A 19,433-nucleotide genomic window follows, 5' to 3' on the forward strand; every position below is an offset into this window, starting at 1 on the left:
AATGGTGCGCGGCATCGCCGCGCACCACCGTGGGGTCAGTCCTGGCCGAGACCGGTCGAGTACTCGCCGAACGTGTCCTGAACCTCGCCGAGCGGGATGCCCTTGGTTTCTTCGGAAAGCGAACCCAGGTCGAACACCTCGTCCTCGTGCGTTTCGTCATTGCGATACATGGTTGCACTCCTCAGTTTAGGTCACCTCCATTGGTGACCAGATAAGGAATACCGGCTGATCGGGATTATGCTCAGCATGTATATCCAGACAAAATGTCCAAGAATACGATACAGAACTCAAAACGCAACAGCGGTGACTTAAAAAATTCAGAGATGCAGGCAGTTCGCCACAGTGATGTAGACATGTTAATTGACGGAGCATCTCGCCTATGGCCGCAAATGGAGGGAAATGCGCCGTTGGTGATAGCTCTCCAAGCGACGACGAAAGACGCGCTGCAGATCCCGAACGTCTGTCGTCAGGAGCAACTTGTGCTCCTTGAAGGTATCAGGAAGCGAATCGCATTCGCCAATCCTTGCGTAATGCAGCCGTTCATTGAGATTCCTCATCGTATCGACCGCCGATTGATTGCCGATCTCCGAGACCAAGGTGAGGAAGAGCCGGCTTATCTGTAGCGCGAGGTCCACGGCATTGTCTGGCGCTGGTGCATCCCCCAAAGACCGCAACAGCTTCGCGAGCTTTTCCGCGTCGATATGGCGCATCGGCTCAAGAACAAGCAATGCATTCCAGGCATAGAGATCCGCCAGCAGTGCAGGCTGCGGGGAAAGGACCATAAATCCGCCGTCGGGATGGCGCTCGAACAGGCGTTCCCCCATCAGGCGGAACACTGCCTCGCGCAGAGGTGTTCTGCTCACCCTATGCCGATCCGCAAACGCCTGGAGATCAAAACGAATTCCGGGAACAAAGGCGCCGGCAAGGTAATCCGCCTTGAGGGTCCAATAGACGCGCTCCTGGGTGTAGGGGTCCATTGCCGACATTTTACCCGTGCCTTGCGGGTTCATGGCCGGAATGCCAGATTGGAGTAAGCGCCTGGGTGAGGTGATCGAGATTGCGCCGGGCGATGATCTCTATGCAGGTGCGCTCGTTCGGTGAGATCGCCGATCGCCAGCTGGCGTGGAAAGCACATTCGCTGACCGGCGAACAACAGCGGAATCAGAATATGGCCGGTCGAAAGCCCGAGCCTGTACGTGCAGAGCAAGTGATCATCGAGCTTCGACTTCGGATTTCCGCCCTCGATCTCGCGTAGCCATCTGACACCCATTCCAAGATCCCGGGCAAGTTCAACCTGAGTAATGCGTTTTCGCTTCCGTGCCTGTTCGATCTGCCGACCCGACTGCATCTTGACGTAGTCGAGCGAACTCTCGGCATCGGCAGCCGCGTTCGAAAGCGACATATCCATGTCTCCTTAGGGGAGAAACCGCCTGCCAAGGCCAATACAATTGGGGTTAGCTAAGGTGTGCATACCACCAGTGTCAAATAGAACCGCAGACAACTTGTCCGTATCATCGCGAGATACTCAGAACACCGTAGCGTCAACTCACCTGGCGGATGTCGGAACTGCCTGAACACGGACGAACGCAGCAAGCAAACTCACTCGCGTCGCCTGACCGAGTTGCAGCAACGCCGCTAGGTAGAGATTTCCGAGCGTGAGAGCAGGGCCATCCGTGTAGGCGAGTCGGTATCTAGCAGCTATTGCGCCGGCAATCTCCCCCATCCTGTGCGGCGCTCCAAGATGGTGCTCCTCGCATCCTGCCAGTCCGGCACGCCGAACTTGCGAAAGACAATCGGCAAGGACGGTTTCCGAACATGTGTCCAGGTGCTCGACCGCGACATGGAGGGTAGTTCCCCAGGCCAGGAGCGCGCGCGTCTCCCGGATCAACAGGCAATGCGATGCGATCAATACGTCAAGGCCCGCGGGTGAGAGGCGCAGTTTGAAAGTCCTTGTAGCTCGGCTCATGACCTACTCCCCAATGGAATGAGCACAGCATTTTCACCGATTCAGACATTCAAAAACAAACCCGGATCGTCCGGGAATCGGCAATGAAATGCCGCTTCTGTTGATTTGCAGCCCAAGTCGCCCAGATTTCCGCGCCGCGGTCTATAAAACGGACCATCTGAGCTTTGTTTCACCGGACCGGCTGTTCAATGCCCTCGTGCTTGCGGGCCGAGGGCCGCCGTGATGTTCTTGCTCCAGACGCAAACTGCATTCGGTGGTTACCGAGCCAGCACAGCGTTCCTGACATCAACGAGCGCAATCTCACTGCGCGGGCTATCCCGCGAGAAGGAGGCATGTCGAATGACATTTGCTGCCCTGTATACCACTGTCGCCCTTGTCTCGGTAGCAGCGCAAGCAATGCCGGATAAGCCCGCGCTGCCCGTCGAACCAACCCAAATTGCGCCTGTCCTGGACATCGTCGAGACCGGCGGCGTCTTCTCGATCCGGGCAAGTGAGCCGAGCCGTCCCTCAAGGCCGCAGCCGTCCGTTCGTGTCGGCGGCTCGACGAAGCTCGATCGAGCCTTGTTTTCATCTCGCGAGGAGATGCGCCATGCGACCAAGCGCTAAATTCGCCGCCGGCTCCGCACTCGCCGGCGCTGCACTCATGGCGCTCGGCTTGAGCACGAGCGCATATGCCGGAGATGCAGGCAGGAACGAGACTGCAGTCATGCTGGGCAGCTCTGCGAAAGAGGCCGAGAAGCTGCTCCATCAGACCTTCATGAACCTGACCTTCGAGGAATTCGGCCCCGCTCCGGTTCACGGCCCGCTCTACCAAGCCCTCGCCGGAGGCAAGGTGATCTACTTCGCCCCCGAGACAGAGCATCTGATCTTCGGAGCTGTCTATGACAGGGGCGGCGCGAATCTGACGGCTCTCGCCCAGGATGCCGCCGCAAGGAAGCGGTTAAACGCAATCGATCCCGCCGATGCCCTGCTGATCGGACCCGATGGTGCGCCGAAGGTTATCGAGTTCACTGATCCCGACTGCCCTTACTGCCAGGCGCTCGAGCGGTTCTGGATATCGCGGATAGCCGAAGGACAGCCGGTTCAAAGGCAGGTCTACTTCGTGAGCGGCATTCATCCGGCCGCTGCCGCCAAGGCCGAGCACATCCTGTGCTCGCCCGATCCGGAAAAGGAGTTCAAGGCGATTTACGCGGGCGCCCGCCCCGCTCCGCTGCGAAAGTGCAAGACAGGCGCCGAGCGCGTCGCACGCGAAGCGGAGGCCATCCGCAAGATGGGAATATCCGGCACGCCGACGCTGATTGTGGACGGCAAGCTTGTCTCGGGCTTTCAGCAAGGTGAACTCCAGGCGTTTCTGGACGCTGCTTACGCCAGGCCGGCGAAGGCCCCCTGAGCCTTCCTTTTAGATCTGGCGGACCCTCGGCGCAGCACGCGAGCGCGGCGCCGAGGGACCGGGAATGCCGGTGGCTGCGCCTCTCATGGAGCTGTCCAGCATAGCCGCCGGCCGGACACGACACCCATCGCTGTCAACGGCGGAGCAAAAGTCGGCCATGCGGCGGCGTAAAACCAGGCCATCGTGTTACATGCCGGGGGGAGTGGCGTGAGGGCGTAGCCCGAGGGGCACTCCCCCCGGCATTGGCGTAATTTTCAGGGTCTGGTTTTGGCCTTGCGGGCCCGGCTGTGAGCGAGGCGATAGCTTTCGCCATTCATCTCGAGGATGCTGACGTGATGGGTCAGGCGGTCGAGGAGCGCGCCTGTAAGCCGCTCGGATCCGAAGGTTTCGGTCCATTCGTCGAAGGGCAGGTTGCTGGTGATCAAGGTGGAGCCGCGTTCGTAACGCTGGGAGATCAGCTCGAACAACAGTTCGGCGCCGGTCTTGGAGAGCGGTACGAAGCCCAGTTCGTCGATGATGAGCAGCTTGTATCCGATCATCTGCTTCTGGAAGCGGAGGAGACGCCGCTCGTCGCGCGCCTCCATCATTTCGCTGACCAGCGCCGCCGCAGTGGTGAAGCCCACCGACAGTCCTTTCTGGCATGCAGCCAGTCCGAGCCCCAAAGCTACGTGCGTCTTTCCGGTGCCCGATGGCCCCAGAGCGATGGCGTTCTCACGCCGCTCGATCCACTCGCAGCGCGCCATCTCGAGCACCTGCATCTTGTTGAGCTTGGGGATGACGGCGAAGTCGAAGCTGTCGAGGCTTTTGACGGCGGGGAAGCGCGCAGCCTTGATGCGCCGCTCGACCATACGACGCTCCCTGTCGATCATCTCCATCTCGACGAGACGAGCGAGGAAGCGGATGTGATCGACGCCTTCAGCGGCACATTGCCGCGCGAGCTTGTGATGCTCTCGCAGGCACGTAGGCAGCTTGAGTGCCTTGAGATGGTGAGCGAGAAGAATCTCCGGGGCCTGATCGCTCATGCGGCCTCCTGCTGGTCGGACAGGAGGCTCAGATAGGCTCTGGCAAAGGTCTTCTCGACCGTGGTGCGTGGCAGGAAGGGATAGACGTCCAGGTCCAGTCTGGGCGGTACGCGTTCGACCCGGCACAGCACGAGGTGCTTGACGGCATCGAAGCCGATGGCGCCAAGGTCGATGGCCTGTTCCACCGCTGCCTGGAGATCGGCGACGGCGAACGTTTCCAGCAGGCGCAGCACCTGTACATATTCGCGCCTGCCATGTTTGTGCATGCGCCCTTCCATCAACCGCTGCAGTGTCGTGAACGCTTCGGGCAGGTCCCACCCCTGCAAAGGGGCGGCCTGGTCGAATGCGTTGATCTTCTGCTCGATCAGCGGGAGATAGTGGAGCGGGTCGAAGATAACCTCCTCGCGGGCATAGCAACGAGGATGACGGGCGATGACTTCGCTGCGGCATCCGATCACCACTTCATCGACATAGGCCCTGATCCAGACCTCCTGATGGCCCCAGGCCACCGGAACCGAATAATCGTTGGTCTTGTAGCGCACCAGAGATTGCGAGGAGACCCGCCCACCGGTCTGGTCGCAGGCCTCGAAGGGTGTTGCGGGCAGAGGCCGCATGGCCGCGAGATCGCGCTGCAAGCGCTCACCGATCGTCTCGCTCTCCCCGCGCACCTTGTCCTGCTGGCGCTTGCGGCATTGCTCCTCCAGCCACAGGTTGAAGGCCTCCCAGGTCGGGAACTTCGGGATCGGCACCATGAAATTGCGGCGGCAGTAACCAACCAGCCCTTCCACATTGCCTTTCTCGTTCCCCTTGCCCGGGCGGGCATAGCGGTCGCGGATCACGTAATGTGACAGGAAAGCGCTGAATAGCGTAGCACGCTTGCGCGTGCCGTCTGGCAGGATCTTCGCCACAAGGCAGCGATCGTTGTCATAGACGATCGAGCGCGGCACCGCGCCGAAGAACGCGAAGGCATGAACGTGCCCGTCCACCCAGGCCTCCGCCACTGCCGCCGGATAGGCCCGCACATAGCAGGCATCACTGTGCGGCAGATCGAGCGCGAAGAAGTAGGCCTTCTGCTCCACCCCGCCGATCTCCACCAGCGCTTCCCCGAAATCGGCCTGCGCATCTCCCGCCGGGTGCGCCAGCGGCACGAACATCTCCCGGCCGCGCTGCTCACGCTCCCGGATGTAATCCTTGATGATCGTATAGCCGCCGGTGAAACCATGCTCGGTGCGCAAACGGTCAAATACCCGCTTCGCCGTATGGCGCTGCTTGCGCGGGACACTGCGGTCCCTTTCAAGCCATCCATCGATGATCGCCACAAACCCGTCCAGCTTCGGGCGCTGCGGTACAGACTGACGCCGGTAACCCGGCGGCGATGAAAACGACAGCATCTTGCGTACCGTATCGCGCGACACATTGAAACGCTTCGCCGCCGCCCGCTGGCTCATACCTTCCGCGCAAGCCAAACGGACCTGAAGATAAAGTTCCACGCTGTAGATCCCCACACCTCCCTGACTTGGCAGAAAGGCTTCAAGGTGGACGACTTTTACGCCGTCCGCAGCGGGACTATCCCGCCGCTAGCGTGGCCGAATATTGCTCCGCCGTTCTCACACGATCCGGGCGACGAATGCGGCGATGGGGTTCGCGGCGCCCGTTACCTGCGCTTCTCCGGTCGCGCCCGCATCGCGATGCACATCGTGGATTGTGCGGAGTTCCAGCGGCAGTTGCGCGAAGCGGTCGCCCATCACGCGCTCATACAAAGAGGGCGATGCCGTCAGTTCCTGCGTGCAGCAGTGGATGGTTAATTGCCTGAACGCATCTGCATAGTCGTCGAGCGTCAGCGCCTCGCCGGCATCGCGCGCGCCCGCCGCCGCCTTGCCCGAAAGGATGCGCGCGACGATCGGCGCGACGGACAAGGTCGGTATTTCCGGCCCGTCCCCCCGTTCCGCAATCAGTGTCCATCGCCGCTCCACTCGTTGTCCGGCCGTATCGCCGAACAGCCGTACGATCATAGCGGAGCGATCGCTGCCGAGCGAACGGGTTAGTGTCTGGAGCGGGTTGAGGAGCCATGCGAACGGCGCGAGAGATGCGACGAGGCGCGTGCGCACTAGCCAGCTTGCGAACCACAGCGCCCAATTCTGAAACCCCAGCTCCGTGCCCGCGCGAAAAGCGACGGCGGGACGGCCTGCCAGCCTGAGGGGCAGGAGGGAAAGGTCAGGCACGTCGACGAGCGCAACACTGCGCCGCGCGATCGTTTCGACCCCCGCGCATTCGAACCGCGCGGTATGCATCTCCTGCCATCCAAAGGCTTGCGTCCAGCGCTGCCCCCGCCACAGGTGCATGGGCTGCCCGACTTGGCCCAGTATCGCCGCGGACACGGCCGGGCCCGCCGCCGCCTTGTTCGAGGCACTGATCGCCATTTCGACCGAACGGACCCTGTCCATGCCCCTTGCGAGATGCCGTACGGCCGCGCCCGACAAGGCTGGCACACTTGATGCGCCGGAAAGGACGACGACCCCGGCGTCTTTCGCCGCAGCGTCGAGTACCGCGATACCGCACACGAAATCGCGGCTGTCGGCGATGTCGATATAATGAACCCCGGCGGCGATGCAGGCCTTCGGAATGGCATGGTCCATCGCCTGGAACGGACCCGATGCATCCACCACCATGGCAGGCTGGTGCTGGCCCAGAGCCTCAGCGATCCGGCTGCGGTCCAGCGCCAGCGGGACCATGCCCGGCGTTTCCCCACAGAAGGCCCGCGCCTTGTCGAAGGACCGGCCCGCGACCAACACCTCATGCCCCGCAGCAGCAAGCCGCCGGGCGATGCGCCCGCCAAAGCCGCCATAGCCGCCGAGGAGCAGAATGCGGGTCACAGGATGCGGCCAGCCTGCTCTGGCGTCGGTATCCAGCAGGCCGACCTCTGCCCAAACAGCCGGTAGCGATGCCGTGCGATCCAGCGATAGACCGGATCGCGCAGCCAGCGCGGCACCATCCGCAACATTGCCAGCACGTTCCACGGACGATCAAGGCCTGCCCATATGGCCAGCACCGCATCGCTGTTCCGCAAGGCCGTGTCGCCCTCCACCACGATCAATGTTTCTGGGTTGGCTGGATCGATGCCGAACCGTCGATAGAGCGCGGCTCCGACCTCCCCCTGCATCGAGGCAAGCCGGAATCGCCCGAACTTGTCATGCCGCAGCACGAAGGCGGCATTGGCGGAGCACAGCACGCACATCGCATCGAACACGATGATCGGGTGATCGCCGTTGTCCGAAGTGGCGGTCATGCCGCTTCCTCAACGGGCCGGGCCATCTGAAGATCGCCTTCCAGACCCAGCGGGCGGAGCGGATTGCCTACCAGTCCACTCACCATCGATGCCTGTATGGCAGTGGCCGGCCACAGCTTCGACAGGGGGCCGACGAGACGGTCACGGATCAACGGCAGCAGCCGGCTGTCGGATTGATAGACAGGGGTGAACAGCGCAGTAAGCCATTGATACGTCAGGACGTGGCGACGACGCAGCCGGATGCCGTGCCGAACGCCTTCGTCGACCGTGTCCGCATGCTCCAGACCACGCGCCAGCGCCCAGGCATCGAGCAGCGCCATGTTGGCGCCTTGCCCCAGTTGCGGACTGGCGGAATGCCATGCATCACCGATATGGACCAGCGCCGGTTCCGCCGGGGAGTTCAGGGTGCGATGCGCATAGCGCGCGAAAGTCAGTTGATCCGGATCGTTGATCTGATCGAGTAGCGCAGCGCAATCGGGCCAGAGCGCGGCGACCTGCGCCTTCCAGGCGGCAAGTCCAACGTCGCGCCAGTCGTCCAGCCGATCCGCCCGGAGCGACCAGAAGAAAGCGACCTTAGGCACAGTCGCGCCCGGTGGTGTTCCGATGGGCAAAACGCCCGCCATGATGCTCGCACGGTCGTAACGCTGGGCAAGGGCGTGGGGATCAAATCCGGCACCCTGAGGCCAGTCCAGGCTGGCCCACAGTGCTCCGTAGGCCAGTTCCCGACCTGTCGGTGGAGCAAGCGGGGTCCGCGTACCCAGAGCATCGACGACGAGATCGTAGGGGCCGCTCGTCTGGCCATCGGCAAAGCGCAATGCGCGTTTGTTTCCCAGCAGCGTACTCGCGGCCAAGGTACATCCGGAGTGGAGGGGAATGCCCGATTGCAGCACGGCCTCGTGCAGGACCGCGAACAGGCTGGCGCGGTGTATGCCAATGCCGAAGGTGTCTGGACGGCGCAGCGCAGCGTAATGCACATCGAGCACGACCCGCTCGCCCGCCATGCCGAACAGGCGGTCAACGCGCGCGCCGCGCGCCAGCACCGCGTCCAGCAGGCCGAGCCGGTCAAGGACCGCCATCCCCGTAGGTTGGATCATCAGTCCGGACCCGATAGGCCGGGGTGTCTCGAACCGTTCGAACAGGGTAACGTGATGCCCGGCACGGTGAAGCAACAGGGCCGCCGCCAGTCCGCACGGCCCACAGCCGGCAATCGCAATGTTCAGCCCCCGCATTCCTGTCGCCTAGCGCATGATGCGGGTTGGTCCAATAGGGCGTGCGACGACCGGCGCACACATTCCGGCCGGTCTTGGGCATCCGAAATGAAGAAGCGGACGGGCCGCAATTAGAAACGGAAAATCACGGGCTGAACGACCGACAAGGGTCGGCCCTCCTTTGAAGCGTTCTACCTATGGCCGTCACGGCCATAGGAGATGTGTCATGGGATTATCAGAGTTTGATCCCGCCGCTCGCGAGCGGGTATCTTGGAACGCCGGGCGTAAGGTTGGGGCGAAGCGGGCGCTAAAGCCCCGTCAGATATGGGCGATCCGTTTCTTTCTCGACCAGCATGGGCGGATCCGGGACCGTGCCCTCTTTGACTTGGCCATCGATAGCAAGCTTCGCGGATGCGATCTGGTGAAGATCAGGATCAGCGATATCGTTTGTGATCGGAAAATTCGAACACGGGCCACGGTCGTACAGCAAAAGACCGGCAGACCGGTTCAGTTTGAACTGATGACCGATGCTCGCGCCAGCCTGCTCAAATGGCTGGAACTGAGAGGTGGATCCTTGGAGGATTTTGTATTTCCGAGCCGTACCGATCACGCAGCCCACATAAGCACTAGGCAATATGCTCGCCTTGTTGACGAATGGGTCACCGGGATTGGCTTGCCCAGCGAGGATTATGGGACTCACTCGCTGCGCCGAACCAAGGCGTCGATCATCTACAAGGCGACTGGAAATCTTCGAGCCGTCCAGATTTTGCTTGGGCACACGAAGATCGAAAGCACGGTGAGATACCTTGGCGTGGACGTGGAGGACGCTTTGACGCTCGCAGAGGGCACTGAAATCTGAAACTGCCCTGGGTCCTTGCCGTTGCAAGGACCCAGGGCCTACAGCTTGGCGGCTGCTCTGCGCCCAATCCCGGTCACTTAACTGCTCGGACGCGACCCCCAGGAGCTGTCACTCGCTGAGGGACGAGATAGACCAGCAGGAAGGAAGGCGCTTGGGACATACCGTCCTTCGCGATCAGGCTGGGAAGCTGCAGGTTTCGGTTATCGAAGCGGACGTTCGTGGTCCACGGCAATCGGCCCCAGAGTGAGCAACCCTGGCCGTCTGCTGCTCGACTGGAATTGCAAGGGATATTAAGTATTAATATCTCCCTAACTTTGCATAATTTTCGATGTTAATTTTAGAAAAATTCTCATATTAATTTGAATATAATTTTGACGGATTTTTATGTCAGTGGCGTCATATTGATACATTTTCAAGATCGATTTAATTTGAATAATATTTGTTACAAACATATTCTGCATATCCAGATTACGTGAGATCTGCATATGTTCGTTCGCGTTATCGTAAGAGCTGCTGTCGGAATTAGCTCCCTTCTTCCTCTCGCTGCTTTTGCAGACGAAGGCGCACCTTCTGGCTCAGTCGAGATGATCGCCCCATCGCACATCAGGATAGGACGGGAACAAGACCTTTCCGGTCAGGCCACCCCTCATTTCGTTCGGTTATCCAAGGGTGCTGGGACGATGTATGTGCTGGCAGGCGGACAAGAAAAGGTCGAGGCCTTTCGAATTCCTCCCTTATCCATGTATTCGATGGCTCCAGCCGCTGGACCGACGCATTCACCTGCGGGTTCCCCTTTGCGGACCAGTGGATTGAGCAGCGGGTTCGGCATGCGCCTGCACCCGTTGCTTGGAGGCCTTCGCTTCCATGCCGGTGTCGATCTCGCCGCGCGGCAGGGCGATGAAGTCTTCGCCACGGCGGCCGGACGGGTCGTACAGTCGGGATGGAGCGGCGGCTATGGCCTTGTAGTCACGATCGATCACGGCGGCGGACTGGAAACACGCTATGCGCATCTGTCCCGGTTGGGTGTTGCTGCCGGAGAGGCTGTTGAAGCGGGGGAACTGATCGGTCTTGTCGGTTCCACCGGGCGTTCTACCGGACCTCATCTCCATTATGAACTGCGACGCTTCGGACAGCCGATTGATCCGTCAGCGACTTTTCGCCGCTGACGGATTGTTTTTAGACGATCTGGAACGCTAGCAGCAGTGTGCCGCCTGCTATCGCCAGTCCGTAAGGCAAGCGGTCGAAGAGGCGGTCTGACGCGGCGCGTATCGGGCGGCGCTGGATGCGGCGGATGACGAACCAGCCGAGAAACAGCAGGAAACCGGCCAGGGTCACAGTGACCAGCAGGCTTACCGCCTGCGGCAAGGCGAACCAGGCAGCGCAGGCCGCGTAAAACTTGGCATCTCCGCCGCCGACCATGCCCAGACGGAACAGCAGCATCCCCCCGGCGAGCGCCAGCAGAAAATGCGCGGCGTGGCTGGCAAGTGCGTCAAAACCGCCGGTCGTGCCTGCGCAGGCGAGGCCGGTAAGGGTGGTCGCGAGGCAGAGCATGTTGGGGATCAGGCGCCGGAACAGGTCGGACCATGCTGCATGGAGGCAGGCCGGGAGAAGCAGGGCCAGACTGGCCCAGAATGTCACTGCCATCACTGTTGCTCCGTGCTGGAGGAAGCGGCGGGACCGCCGAGTTCGATATGGATGAGCGGCTTGAAACCGCGCGCATCGGCGGTGAAATGAACCGAGTGGCCGGTCGTCCCGGCAGATTGCGGCGCGGGCTGCGGTGCCGGCGTAGCATCGGCGGTTTGAGGCGCTGCCGGAGCTTCTTCCGCCACGTCCGAAAACTCGATGCGGACGAGCGGCTGGAAGCCCTTGCTGCCGGATGCTCCCGTACGCGGCAAGGGGCCGCGTCCGGGTACTGCGCCGCCAGACGTGCGCAAGGCAACTGCGCCGCGCGATAAGCGCGTGAGCGCGCTCGCGGCGGCGGGGGGCGCCATCGTCCGTGGAGCGACCGCTTGGGCCACTTGTGCAGCGAAATCGGCAGAATGGCGCTCGACCATGAGCGGCGAGCGCATGAGGAGCGCCAGGTTGGCGCGGTATTTCGCATTGTCCGGCTCGACAGCGATTGCTTCGGAGAAGAAGCGGTGGGCCTGCTCGAACCGGCCCAGCCGCGCATAGGCGACGCCGAGGCCGTTGGCCGCCGCGCCGACGGGTTCGCCCGCCGCCAGCGCAATCTGGAACCGGGCGATCGCGGCGCCGGTCCGTCCGGCGGCGAGGTCCTCGCGGCCCTGGCGGGTCGCATTGCCGTCCGGCAAGGGCTGGCTGCCGATAGGGCGAACCGCGATCTCTGAGCGGTTGTCATGCCGCAGACCCAGAAATTTCAGCGTGCCACTGCATCCGCTCAAGGGCACCAAGATTCCGATTGCGATGCAGAGCGTAGCGACGGGCTTCATCGTCATGTCAACCTCCTGCCATCTGGGGAATGAGAATGCGCACCACCCGGATCGCCGCCGGGAGCATCAGCGTGCCGATCATCGTCGGCAGCAGGCAGGCGACCAGCGGGACCGAGATCAGCACCGGAATCCGGTGTGCGCGCTCCTCGGCGCGGAGCCTGCGCTTCTCGCGCATTTCGGCGGCGTAGACGCGCAGGGTTGAGCCGATGCTGGTGCCGAGCCGGTCGGACTGGATCAGCATCGTCGCGAAGGAGGCGATCTCGTCCAGCCGTGCGCGCTCGGCCATGTTGCGCAGCGCCATCTCGCGCGAGGCGCCCGCCCGCAGGTGCAGGGTGGCGGTGACGAGAAGCTGCGAGACGGCGGGATGCGATGCCACCATTTCGCGACCCACCCGGTCCATCGCCGCTTCCAGGCCGAGGCCCGCCTCGATGCAGACAAGCATCAGGTCCAGGCTGTCGGGGAAGCCGTTGAGGATGTCGCGCCGCCGCCCGGCCGCGCGGGAGCGGATATAGATGTTCGGCAGGTAGAGCCCCGCAAGGGCGAGGATCGCGCCGAGCAGATAGAGCTTGAGATAGCCCATCTCGCTGCCGCCGAACAGCAGCGGCGCGATCACGGCGAGCGGCAGCGCAACGACCAGCACCAGCCGCGACAGCGTATAGACCCGCGGCGCCGCCGGGGATTCGAACCCTGCGGAGACCATCAGGTCGCGCAAGGCGTCGCCCTTGGTGTCGGCGAGGTTGAGCCCCGCCTTCTCGATCCGGTCCGCTAGCCGCGACCAGGCATCGTCGCTGGAACGGCGCAGCGATACCGGCATGCGCGCGTCGAGCGTGCGGCGGCCGAGGGTATCGAGCTGCCTTCGGACTGTCGCGCGCTGGCTCACCATCAGCAGGATCGTGAGCACGAGACCCGCGACGATCGCGAAGACCAATCCCAGTGCAAGAAAGCGGGCGAAAGTGTTGCCGACGAGCAGGTTCAACATGTCACACCTTGATGTCCGTGATGCGGCGGATGGCGAGGATGCCGATGGCGTAGAGCGCGAAGAGGCAGGGGAAGCCGATCGTGAAGATGCGGTCCTGCGCGACTTCGATGTAGAAGGCGGGGTTCATCAGGAACATGCTGACGAAGGTGAACACCGGCAGCACGGTCAGCATCCAGCCGGTCATGCGCCCTTCCGAACTGAGCGCGCGGACCTTGAGGAACAGCGCGGCGCGCTCGCGGATCACCTTGGTCAGGTTCTCGATGATTTCCGCGAGATTGCCGCCGGTCTCGCTCTGGACCGAGACCGAGACAACGAACATGCGGATGTCTTCGAGGTCCCAGCGCTCGGCCATGGCGGCCAGCGCATCGTTGAGTTCGGCGCCGTAGGAAACTTCGTCGGAGACGAGGCCGAATTCCGAGCCTACCGGATCGTCCATCTCCTCGGCGACGAGGGCGATGGCCGAGGCGATCGGGTGCCCGGCGTGAAGCGAGCGCGAGAAGATGTCGAGGGCGACGGGGAACAGTTCCTCCATCCGCCGCCGCCGCTTCTGTGCCTTGCGGTTGATCAGCAGCAACGGCAGGGCGAAGGCCAGGGCTGCCCCGAAGGCGAGGACAAGCTGGAGCACGCCCAGCGTCACCGTCCGGCCCGACAGCGAGACGAGGAACAACGCCAGGACCACCACGGCAGCGAAAGCCAGCCCCATGCGCAGCAGGATCTGCCGGGCATCGATGCGGATCGCCGCGACCATCAGCGTGCGCACGAAGGCGACATGGGCCTTTTCCAGCCATCCCGCATCGGGCGAGAGGCGCGGCGGCGCGTTCTTGAGCAGGGTATAGGCCACGCGGTCGCGGTCGTGCCCGGCATGGAGCATGCGCAGACGCTCGTTCACCGCCGCGCGGTCGGCCTGATATTGCCAGCTCAGGCGCAGCAGTACCTGGGCGATGAGGAACACCGCCGCGAAAACCGCGACCATGGTCACGAGCCGGACGAGGACGGCGCTCATGCTTCCAGCCTCGTGGTCGGGCGGAACAGTTCCGGGTCGAGATGGATGCCGTGGGCGGCGAGGTCCGCCATGAAGCGCGGGCGGATGCCGGTGGCCTCGAAGTGGCCGGTAACGGTTCCGCCGTCCTCGCGGCCGGTGCGGTGGAAGCGGAAGATTTCCTGCATGGAAATCGTCTCGCCTTCCATGCCGGTGATCTCGCTGAGCGAGAGAACCTTGCGCTTGCCGTCGGGCAGGCGACCGATCTGGAGCACGACATTGATGGCCGAGGCGATCTGCGCCCGTACCGAGCGCGGAGCGATGTCGATGCCGCTCATGCCGACCATCTGCTCGATGCGGGAAAGCGCGTCGCGCGGGGTATTGGCGTGGATCGTGGTCATTGAGCCGTCGTGGCCGGTGTTCATGGCCTGGAGCATGTCGAATGCCTCTCCGGCACGGCATTCGCCGAGGATGATCCGGTCCGGCCTCATGCGCAGCGCGTTCTTGACGAGTTCGCGCTGGGTGACTTCGCCCTTGCCTTCGATGTTGGCGGGCCGCGTTTCCAGCCGGGCGACATGTTCCTGCTGCAATTGCAGCTCGGCGGAATCCTCGATGGTGACGATCCGCTCATGGGTGTCGATGTAGCAGGACAGGGCATTGAGCATGGTCGTTTTGCCCGAGCCGGTGCCGCCCGAGATGATGACATTGCGCCGGGCAAGCACGACCGCCTGCAGCACTTGCGCCATGGCGGGCGGCATGCTGCCGAGGTCGATCATCCGGTCCATGCTGATCGGCTTCTTGGAAAACTTGCGGATCGAGAGCAGCGCGCCGTCGATCGCCAGCGGCGGCACGATGGCATTGACGCGCGAACCGTCCGGCAGGCGGGCATCGACGAAGGGCGAGGATTCGTCGACACGGCGGCCCACGGCGCTGACGATCTTCTGGATGATGCGCAGCAGGTGGCGGCTGTCCTGAAAGCGCGTGCTTACCTTCTCCAGCACGCCGAAGCGTTCGACGAAGACGGCATCGGGGCCGTTGACGAGAATGTCGTTGATCGTCTCGTCCTTGAGCAGCGGTTCAAGTGGCCCCAGCCCCAGCAGTTCGTCGAGCACTTCCTCGCAGAGCAGCAGGCGCTCCGCGCGGTTCAGCATCTCGCTGCTGTCTTCCAGCAGTTCGGTGATGATCGCGGAGACTTCGCCGGCGATCGTCTCGCGCGGCATCTTCTCCAGCACCGAGAGATTGATGCGATCCAGCAGCTGGCGGTGGATGTGGATCTTGAGCGTCGAGACTTGTCCCGCCGCCTGCTCATAAGGCTCGCCGAGCGATTTTGCGGGCGCCGTGTCAGGAATCTGCAGCTCGGCGGTATGATCGAGATCTCCGGGCGATCGACGCAGTTGCCACATGTCAGTTCTCCCCTCGCAGTAATTCCGTCCTCAGCGCTTCGCCCAGCGCCCGGATGTCGGCCGCAAAGCGGCTCTTGCGCTGGATCTGGCCGACGAGCCGTCCCTGTCCCTGCGCCGCTGCGACCTGGGGCGCATCCAGCGCAACCGTGGCGAGCACCTCATGGCCCAGGGTGCGGGCGGCATCGGCAACGTCGATCGTGCGGAACAGGCGCTTTTCGGCGCGGTTGACGACAATGGCGATCGCCTCCGGATCGATCCCGACCGAGGCGAAGAGGTCCAGCCGCCGCCGCGCCTCGCGCAGGCTGGCGATCGACAGTTCGACGATCAGCACGATCGCTTCGGCACCGGCGGCGGCGGAAAGGGTCCAGTTGGTCCAGTTCGCGGGCAGGTCGAGCACGACATGGTCGAAGCGCTGGCGCAGCAAGTGGATGACACGCAGGAGCTGGTCGGTATCGACGGCCTCCAGCGGCATGATCGCCTCGGGCGCGGCAATCACCGAGAGACCTTCGCTCGCCGACGCGAGGACCGATGCCAACAGTTCCTCGTCGAGGCGATTGCCTGCGGCGAGGAGATCGTTGAGATCGCCGCGTGCGGTAACGCCCAGATAATGACCGACGTCTCCGAACTGGAGGTCCAGATCGACGATGACGGTACCCCTGCCATTTGCCTTGTGAGCGGCAAGATCGGCGGCGAGATGGGTGGCAATTGAGGTGGCGCCGCAGCCGCCGGTGGCGCGGGTCACGGCGACGACCGGCGCCAAAGTGCTCGTCTGCGGGGCATGGACCTGCTGGCGGGCCGCCGTATCGAGCGAGATCTGGAGTATCTCGTCGAGATCGAGCGGGAGCGCCACGACATCGCGGATACCCTCGCGCACCAGCGTCCGGACCAGCGCCACGCTGGCATCGCTGATCGCGGCGACGACCGGGAGGTCGGGAAAGGCCTCGCAGACCTGGGTGAGCCGCGCCATCGAATGCTGATCGTCGGGGCGCACCTCGATCACGGCCATCGTCATATCGCAAAGGACATGGGCCGGGATAAGAGCGTGCGGCGCCATCGCCAGCAGGTGCAGGCCCGGCATGCGTTCATTCCTGCTGTCGGCTTCGAAAGCCGCGATCGCGGGTTGCGAGGCGACGACGAGGATCGCGGCGCGCCCGGCTCTGCTCCGGCTGTCCGCTTGGTCGAGATGCACGTTCTTGCCCATGAGAAGCGCCTAGTTGGAGACCGTGCCGCTGCCATCTTCCATGGTCAGCGTGTAGGCGAAGGTTGGCAGGGGGACCTGCACCGCAAAGATCGCAGTGCTGATCGGCTTGTAGCTCAGGTTGCGCAGGCTGACGGTGGTGAGCGGCGCCACGTCCGGCCCGTTGGGATCGCCCGCGAAGCCGAGGCCCGACCAGCCGTAAGTCACCACGACGTTGCTGGCGGCGATGCGCGGGTCGATCTGCTTCATGCGGTTCACCAGCGTGGTGAAAGCCGTGTTGTTGGCGGTCAGCGGGAAGGCGCAGGAGCCGCCCGCTGCGCACGTGCAGCTTACGCTCGAGCCGCCGCTCTGGCAGACGACACCGGGAAAGGCGCTCGCGCCCACCGTGGTGCCTTGCGGGATGCCGCCCGAGCTGGCGAAGCTGTAACCCTGCAAGCCGCTGGCGATCATGTCGGTGGCCACGGCCCAGCGCGCGCCGGTCTGCGTGGCCTTCTCGGCCTGGTTGATGCGCCAGGCATAGAGACCGGCATCGATCGTGCCGAGGATCAGCAGCACGAGCAGCGGCAGGACCAGCGCGAATTCCGCCGCGCTCGCTGCCCTGCGGTCCTGCGCGAAGGCGCGTATCGAGGCGCTAACCCGGCTCACAGGCCCGCCACCGGGCTTTGCGCCGAAGCGTTGAGCGTGCGCGAAGTGGCGCTGAAGCCCAGCGTCCCAAACAGCGAGGGGTAAGGCACCTGCGCGCTGATCTTCACCCGCGGCGCATTGCCGGAAACCACCGAATAGAGCCCGCCGGTGCCCGAAGCGCATGTCACGGCGATCGTCACTTGCGCATCGGTCCAGCCCGGCACCGTCGGCGTGCCGCCGGTAAGCTGCCCGGTCCGCGCGAGGTTCTTCACCGCCGTGCCGTTGCCGCTGAAAGTCGAGGGGCAGGTATAGTTGCTGAAATCGAGGCGCGAGGCATAGCGCGCGGCGTCGCGCACGCCCTTCACTACGCGGTGCTCGCAGACCATGTACCAGCCGCCCTCGACCGCCGCAAAGAGCAGGACAAGCGCCAGCGGCAGGAGCAGCGCCATCTCGGCGGCGGCGGCGCCGGAGCGGTCCCGGCGGAAGGAAGGGCGCGGGCGCATCGTCACTTCACCAGGTACGGCACGTCGCGCCGGATCATCTGCGCGGCAGTGCTGCCACCGCCGCTGCCGAGCGAGGTTTCGCGGATCACCTCGACATAGACGTCGCTCTGTTCGGTCAGCTTGGTGGAGCCGTTCTTGCGGGCGACCGAGGGTTCGACGAGGAACACGTCGATCCACTTCTGTACCTGCACGCCCGAGGAAGCGCCGCCGATGCCCTGCGACTGGCAGTTGATCACCGCCACCGAGATCACCCGCCGGTCCGCTGCCGTACCGCCCACCGGAACGCCGGGGGCCTGGCAATAGGGCTGCGGGCGGGAGGTATTGCCGCTGTCGACCTGGTTCTGCAGCCGGGAGCCTGCATTGGCCGCCTCGTACTGATAGACCTGGTAGCGGGACGGCGTGGCGGTGCCGAAAGTACCGGCGATGTCGAACGTCGCGGCGTAATTGGCGCTGTTGGTCTTGAAGTAGGCGTTGCGGTCCCAGTTGCCGTCGCCGATCTGGCCCTTGGCGCAGCTGCCGGTCAGGCTGACCGCGTGACACATGTCGCGCGGATAGCCCATCGGCGAGAGTCCGGTGATCTGCGCCGCAGTCAGCGGGGTAGAGGCCGAACTGGGCGCATAGGGGTGCGGCGCTTCGTGCCAGCCGTTGCCGTTGCCGGTCTGGAACGCGCAGTTACCGGTTCCGCCCTTGTGCATCAGATCCTTGCGTGTGTTGGCGGAAGGCGGGCAAAGGCCGTTGCCGTTACCGCAGGCCTGGTTGAGACCATTGGCATAGACGTCGAAACGGGTGTTGAGCGCATCGAGCACGCTGACCTGCACGCCGGGCTTGGTATCGACGCCGTCGATGCCGAGGCAGTCGCCGGGAATTTCGGTGCGGCCGAGCGTCTGGGCCACGGCCTGGGCGCCGTTGCCTGCGTTGGACTGGAGATATCCGAAGTTCCCCGGCCCATAATTGCCGCCGCCGTCGTTGGCGATCAGGCGGATGCCTTTGCCGATGTAGTTGGCGGTGGTGAAGGCGGCATCGCTCGCTTCGGCGGGATTGCACATGAAGACCGGCGGCACCTTGCAGATCGATGATCCGATGCCCGCCATCGCACTGGCCTTCGCGGTGCCGTGGAGCAATCCGCCAACTGGCGTGAGCGCATAATCGACACTGCGCGCGGCGACATCGAGCTCGATATAGCGGGCATTGGCATCGCTGGTGGCGGCCTGAGTACCGGCGCGATCCTGCCAGAAGCGGACCGTGCCGCTGGCGTCGCAGGCGCTTTCATTGGCGATCGAGATAGTGTGGGTGCTGGCGAGGACCGTGGCGTTCGTCACCAGCCCGATTGCAGAGGCGGCGGCCCGCGAGCAGGCACCGCTCCTGCCGTCGAGCTGGGTCGCTCCGGCGAGTGCGGCCTGATCGGCGCCGTTCTGCAACTCGCTGTCCATCCCGGCAAGCCGGGCATAGTCGAAGCCGACGCCGCCGACCATGATCAGCGCGAAAAGCGACAGTCCGTAAGTGGCCGCAACGGCGCCGCTCTGGTCGGCGATGAAGCGGTGGAAAGGCGCGGGGCTGATCATGGCCGGG

General features: G+C 63.6%; 21 protein-coding genes. 4 read left to right on the top strand and 17 right to left on the bottom strand.

Annotation, left to right across the window (positions count from 1 at the left end):
* Positions 1 to 35: 35 nt before the first annotated feature.
* The 3 genes from ACZ1II_RS07105 to ACZ1II_RS07115 form a co-directional block, all read right to left on the bottom strand.
* Positions 36 to 170 (bottom strand): benenodin family lasso peptide, encoded by a 135-nt coding sequence (locus ACZ1II_RS07105; RefSeq protein WP_465143715.1) that lies wholly within the window; start codon positions 168 to 170, stop codon positions 36 to 38.
* Between the two features lie 207 nt (positions 171 to 377).
* Complete coding sequence (locus tag ACZ1II_RS07110) at positions 378 to 1,010, bottom strand: GntR family transcriptional regulator (protein WP_465143716.1); 633 nt, start codon at positions 1,008 to 1,010, stop codon at positions 378 to 380.
* On the bottom strand, positions 1,007 to 1,402 hold the full coding sequence (locus ACZ1II_RS07115) for a helix-turn-helix domain-containing protein (RefSeq protein WP_465143717.1): 396 nt from the start codon (positions 1,400 to 1,402) through the stop codon (positions 1,007 to 1,009). Before ACZ1II_RS07115 ends, ACZ1II_RS07110 begins: the two co-directional genes overlap by 4 nt.
* Positions 1,403 to 2,305: 903 nt before the next feature.
* Between ACZ1II_RS07115 and ACZ1II_RS07120 the strand changes: the two genes are divergently transcribed.
* Positions 2,306 to 2,572: a hypothetical protein gene (locus tag ACZ1II_RS07120; RefSeq protein ID WP_465143718.1), complete on the top strand. Its 267-nt coding sequence runs from the start codon at positions 2,306 to 2,308 to the stop codon at positions 2,570 to 2,572.
* A complete protein-coding gene (locus tag ACZ1II_RS07125) occupies positions 2,556 to 3,356 on the top strand; it encodes a DsbC family protein (protein WP_465143719.1) in 801 nt (266 codons plus the stop codon). The genes ACZ1II_RS07120 and ACZ1II_RS07125 overlap by 17 nt, the downstream gene beginning before the upstream one ends.
* 254 nt (positions 3,357 to 3,610) lie before the next feature.
* Here ACZ1II_RS07125 and istB read toward each other — a convergent pair whose 3' ends face one another.
* The 5 genes from istB to ACZ1II_RS07150 form a co-directional block, all read right to left on the bottom strand.
* Positions 3,611 to 4,378, bottom strand: coding sequence for an IS21-like element ISSsp5 family helper ATPase IstB (gene istB / locus ACZ1II_RS07130; RefSeq protein WP_465143720.1), 768 nt, complete (start codon positions 4,376 to 4,378; stop codon positions 3,611 to 3,613).
* Positions 4,375 to 5,868: an IS21 family transposase gene (istA, locus tag ACZ1II_RS07135; protein ID WP_465143721.1), complete on the bottom strand. Its 1,494-nt coding sequence runs from the start codon at positions 5,866 to 5,868 to the stop codon at positions 4,375 to 4,377. The genes istB and istA overlap by 4 nt, the downstream gene beginning before the upstream one ends.
* A 117-nt stretch (positions 5,869 to 5,985) precedes the next feature.
* The gene (locus tag ACZ1II_RS07140; RefSeq protein ID WP_465143722.1) at positions 5,986 to 7,251 is read right to left on the bottom strand and encodes a saccharopine dehydrogenase family protein; all 1,266 of its coding nucleotides are present in this window, start codon (positions 7,249 to 7,251) and stop codon (positions 5,986 to 5,988) included.
* A complete protein-coding gene (locus ACZ1II_RS07145) occupies positions 7,248 to 7,664 on the bottom strand; it encodes a thiol-disulfide oxidoreductase DCC family protein (RefSeq protein ID WP_465143723.1) in 417 nt (138 codons plus the stop codon). The genes ACZ1II_RS07140 and ACZ1II_RS07145 overlap by 4 nt, the downstream gene beginning before the upstream one ends.
* The gene (locus tag ACZ1II_RS07150; protein ID WP_465143724.1) at positions 7,661 to 8,893 is read right to left on the bottom strand and encodes an FAD-dependent oxidoreductase; all 1,233 of its coding nucleotides are present in this window, start codon (positions 8,891 to 8,893) and stop codon (positions 7,661 to 7,663) included. The genes ACZ1II_RS07145 and ACZ1II_RS07150 overlap by 4 nt, the downstream gene beginning before the upstream one ends.
* Positions 8,894 to 9,098: 205 nt before the next feature.
* On the opposite strand from ACZ1II_RS07150, the gene ACZ1II_RS07155 reads away from it, so the two are divergent.
* Entirely contained in the window at positions 9,099 to 9,731 is a 633-nt protein-coding gene (locus tag ACZ1II_RS07155; RefSeq protein WP_465143725.1) for a tyrosine-type recombinase/integrase, read from the top strand.
* Between the two features lie 584 nt (positions 9,732 to 10,315).
* Positions 10,316 to 10,897: a M23 family metallopeptidase gene (locus ACZ1II_RS07160; protein ID WP_465143726.1), complete on the top strand. Its 582-nt coding sequence runs from the start codon at positions 10,316 to 10,318 to the stop codon at positions 10,895 to 10,897.
* Between the two features lie 10 nt (positions 10,898 to 10,907).
* On the opposite strand, the gene ACZ1II_RS07165 is transcribed toward ACZ1II_RS07160, so the two are convergent.
* Genes ACZ1II_RS07165 through ACZ1II_RS07205 form a run of 9 tightly spaced genes read right to left on the bottom strand, consistent with a single transcriptional unit; the run spans position 10,908 to position 19,426 of the window.
* Positions 10,908 to 11,375 (bottom strand): A24 family peptidase, encoded by a 468-nt coding sequence (locus tag ACZ1II_RS07165; protein WP_465143727.1) that lies wholly within the window; start codon positions 11,373 to 11,375, stop codon positions 10,908 to 10,910.
* The gene (locus ACZ1II_RS07170) at positions 11,375 to 12,184 is read right to left on the bottom strand and encodes a tetratricopeptide repeat protein (RefSeq protein ID WP_465143728.1); all 810 of its coding nucleotides are present in this window, start codon (positions 12,182 to 12,184) and stop codon (positions 11,375 to 11,377) included. Before ACZ1II_RS07170 ends, ACZ1II_RS07165 begins: the two co-directional genes overlap by 1 nt.
* A 1-nt stretch (position 12,185) precedes the next feature.
* On the bottom strand, positions 12,186 to 13,157 hold the full coding sequence (locus ACZ1II_RS07175) for a type II secretion system F family protein (RefSeq protein WP_465143729.1): 972 nt from the start codon (positions 13,155 to 13,157) through the stop codon (positions 12,186 to 12,188).
* 1 nt (position 13,158) lies between these two features.
* Entirely contained in the window at positions 13,159 to 14,160 is a 1,002-nt protein-coding gene (locus tag ACZ1II_RS07180; protein WP_465143730.1) for a type II secretion system F family protein, read from the bottom strand.
* Positions 14,157 to 15,539 carry a CpaF family protein gene (locus ACZ1II_RS07185; RefSeq protein ID WP_465143731.1) on the bottom strand — a complete coding sequence of 461 codons (1,383 nt, stop codon included), beginning with the start codon at positions 15,537 to 15,539 and terminating at the stop codon, positions 14,157 to 14,159. Before ACZ1II_RS07185 ends, ACZ1II_RS07180 begins: the two co-directional genes overlap by 4 nt.
* A gap of 1 nt (position 15,540) precedes the next feature.
* Positions 15,541 to 16,740, bottom strand: coding sequence for an AAA family ATPase (locus ACZ1II_RS07190; RefSeq protein ID WP_465143732.1), 1,200 nt, complete (start codon positions 16,738 to 16,740; stop codon positions 15,541 to 15,543).
* 9 nt (positions 16,741 to 16,749) lie between these two features.
* The gene (locus tag ACZ1II_RS07195) at positions 16,750 to 17,382 is read right to left on the bottom strand and encodes a TadE/TadG family type IV pilus assembly protein (protein ID WP_465143733.1); all 633 of its coding nucleotides are present in this window, start codon (positions 17,380 to 17,382) and stop codon (positions 16,750 to 16,752) included.
* Positions 17,379 to 17,864 carry a TadE/TadG family type IV pilus assembly protein gene (locus tag ACZ1II_RS07200; RefSeq protein WP_465143734.1) on the bottom strand — a complete coding sequence of 162 codons (486 nt, stop codon included), beginning with the start codon at positions 17,862 to 17,864 and terminating at the stop codon, positions 17,379 to 17,381. Before ACZ1II_RS07200 ends, ACZ1II_RS07195 begins: the two co-directional genes overlap by 4 nt.
* A gap of 2 nt (positions 17,865 to 17,866) precedes the next feature.
* Positions 17,867 to 19,426, bottom strand: a complete 1,560-nt coding sequence (locus ACZ1II_RS07205) for a TadE/TadG family type IV pilus assembly protein (protein ID WP_465143735.1) — start codon at positions 19,424 to 19,426, stop codon at positions 17,867 to 17,869.
* Positions 19,427 to 19,433: the final 7 nt, after the last annotated feature.

This window comes from Novosphingobium sp. BL-S-20 (assembly GCF_055521635.1).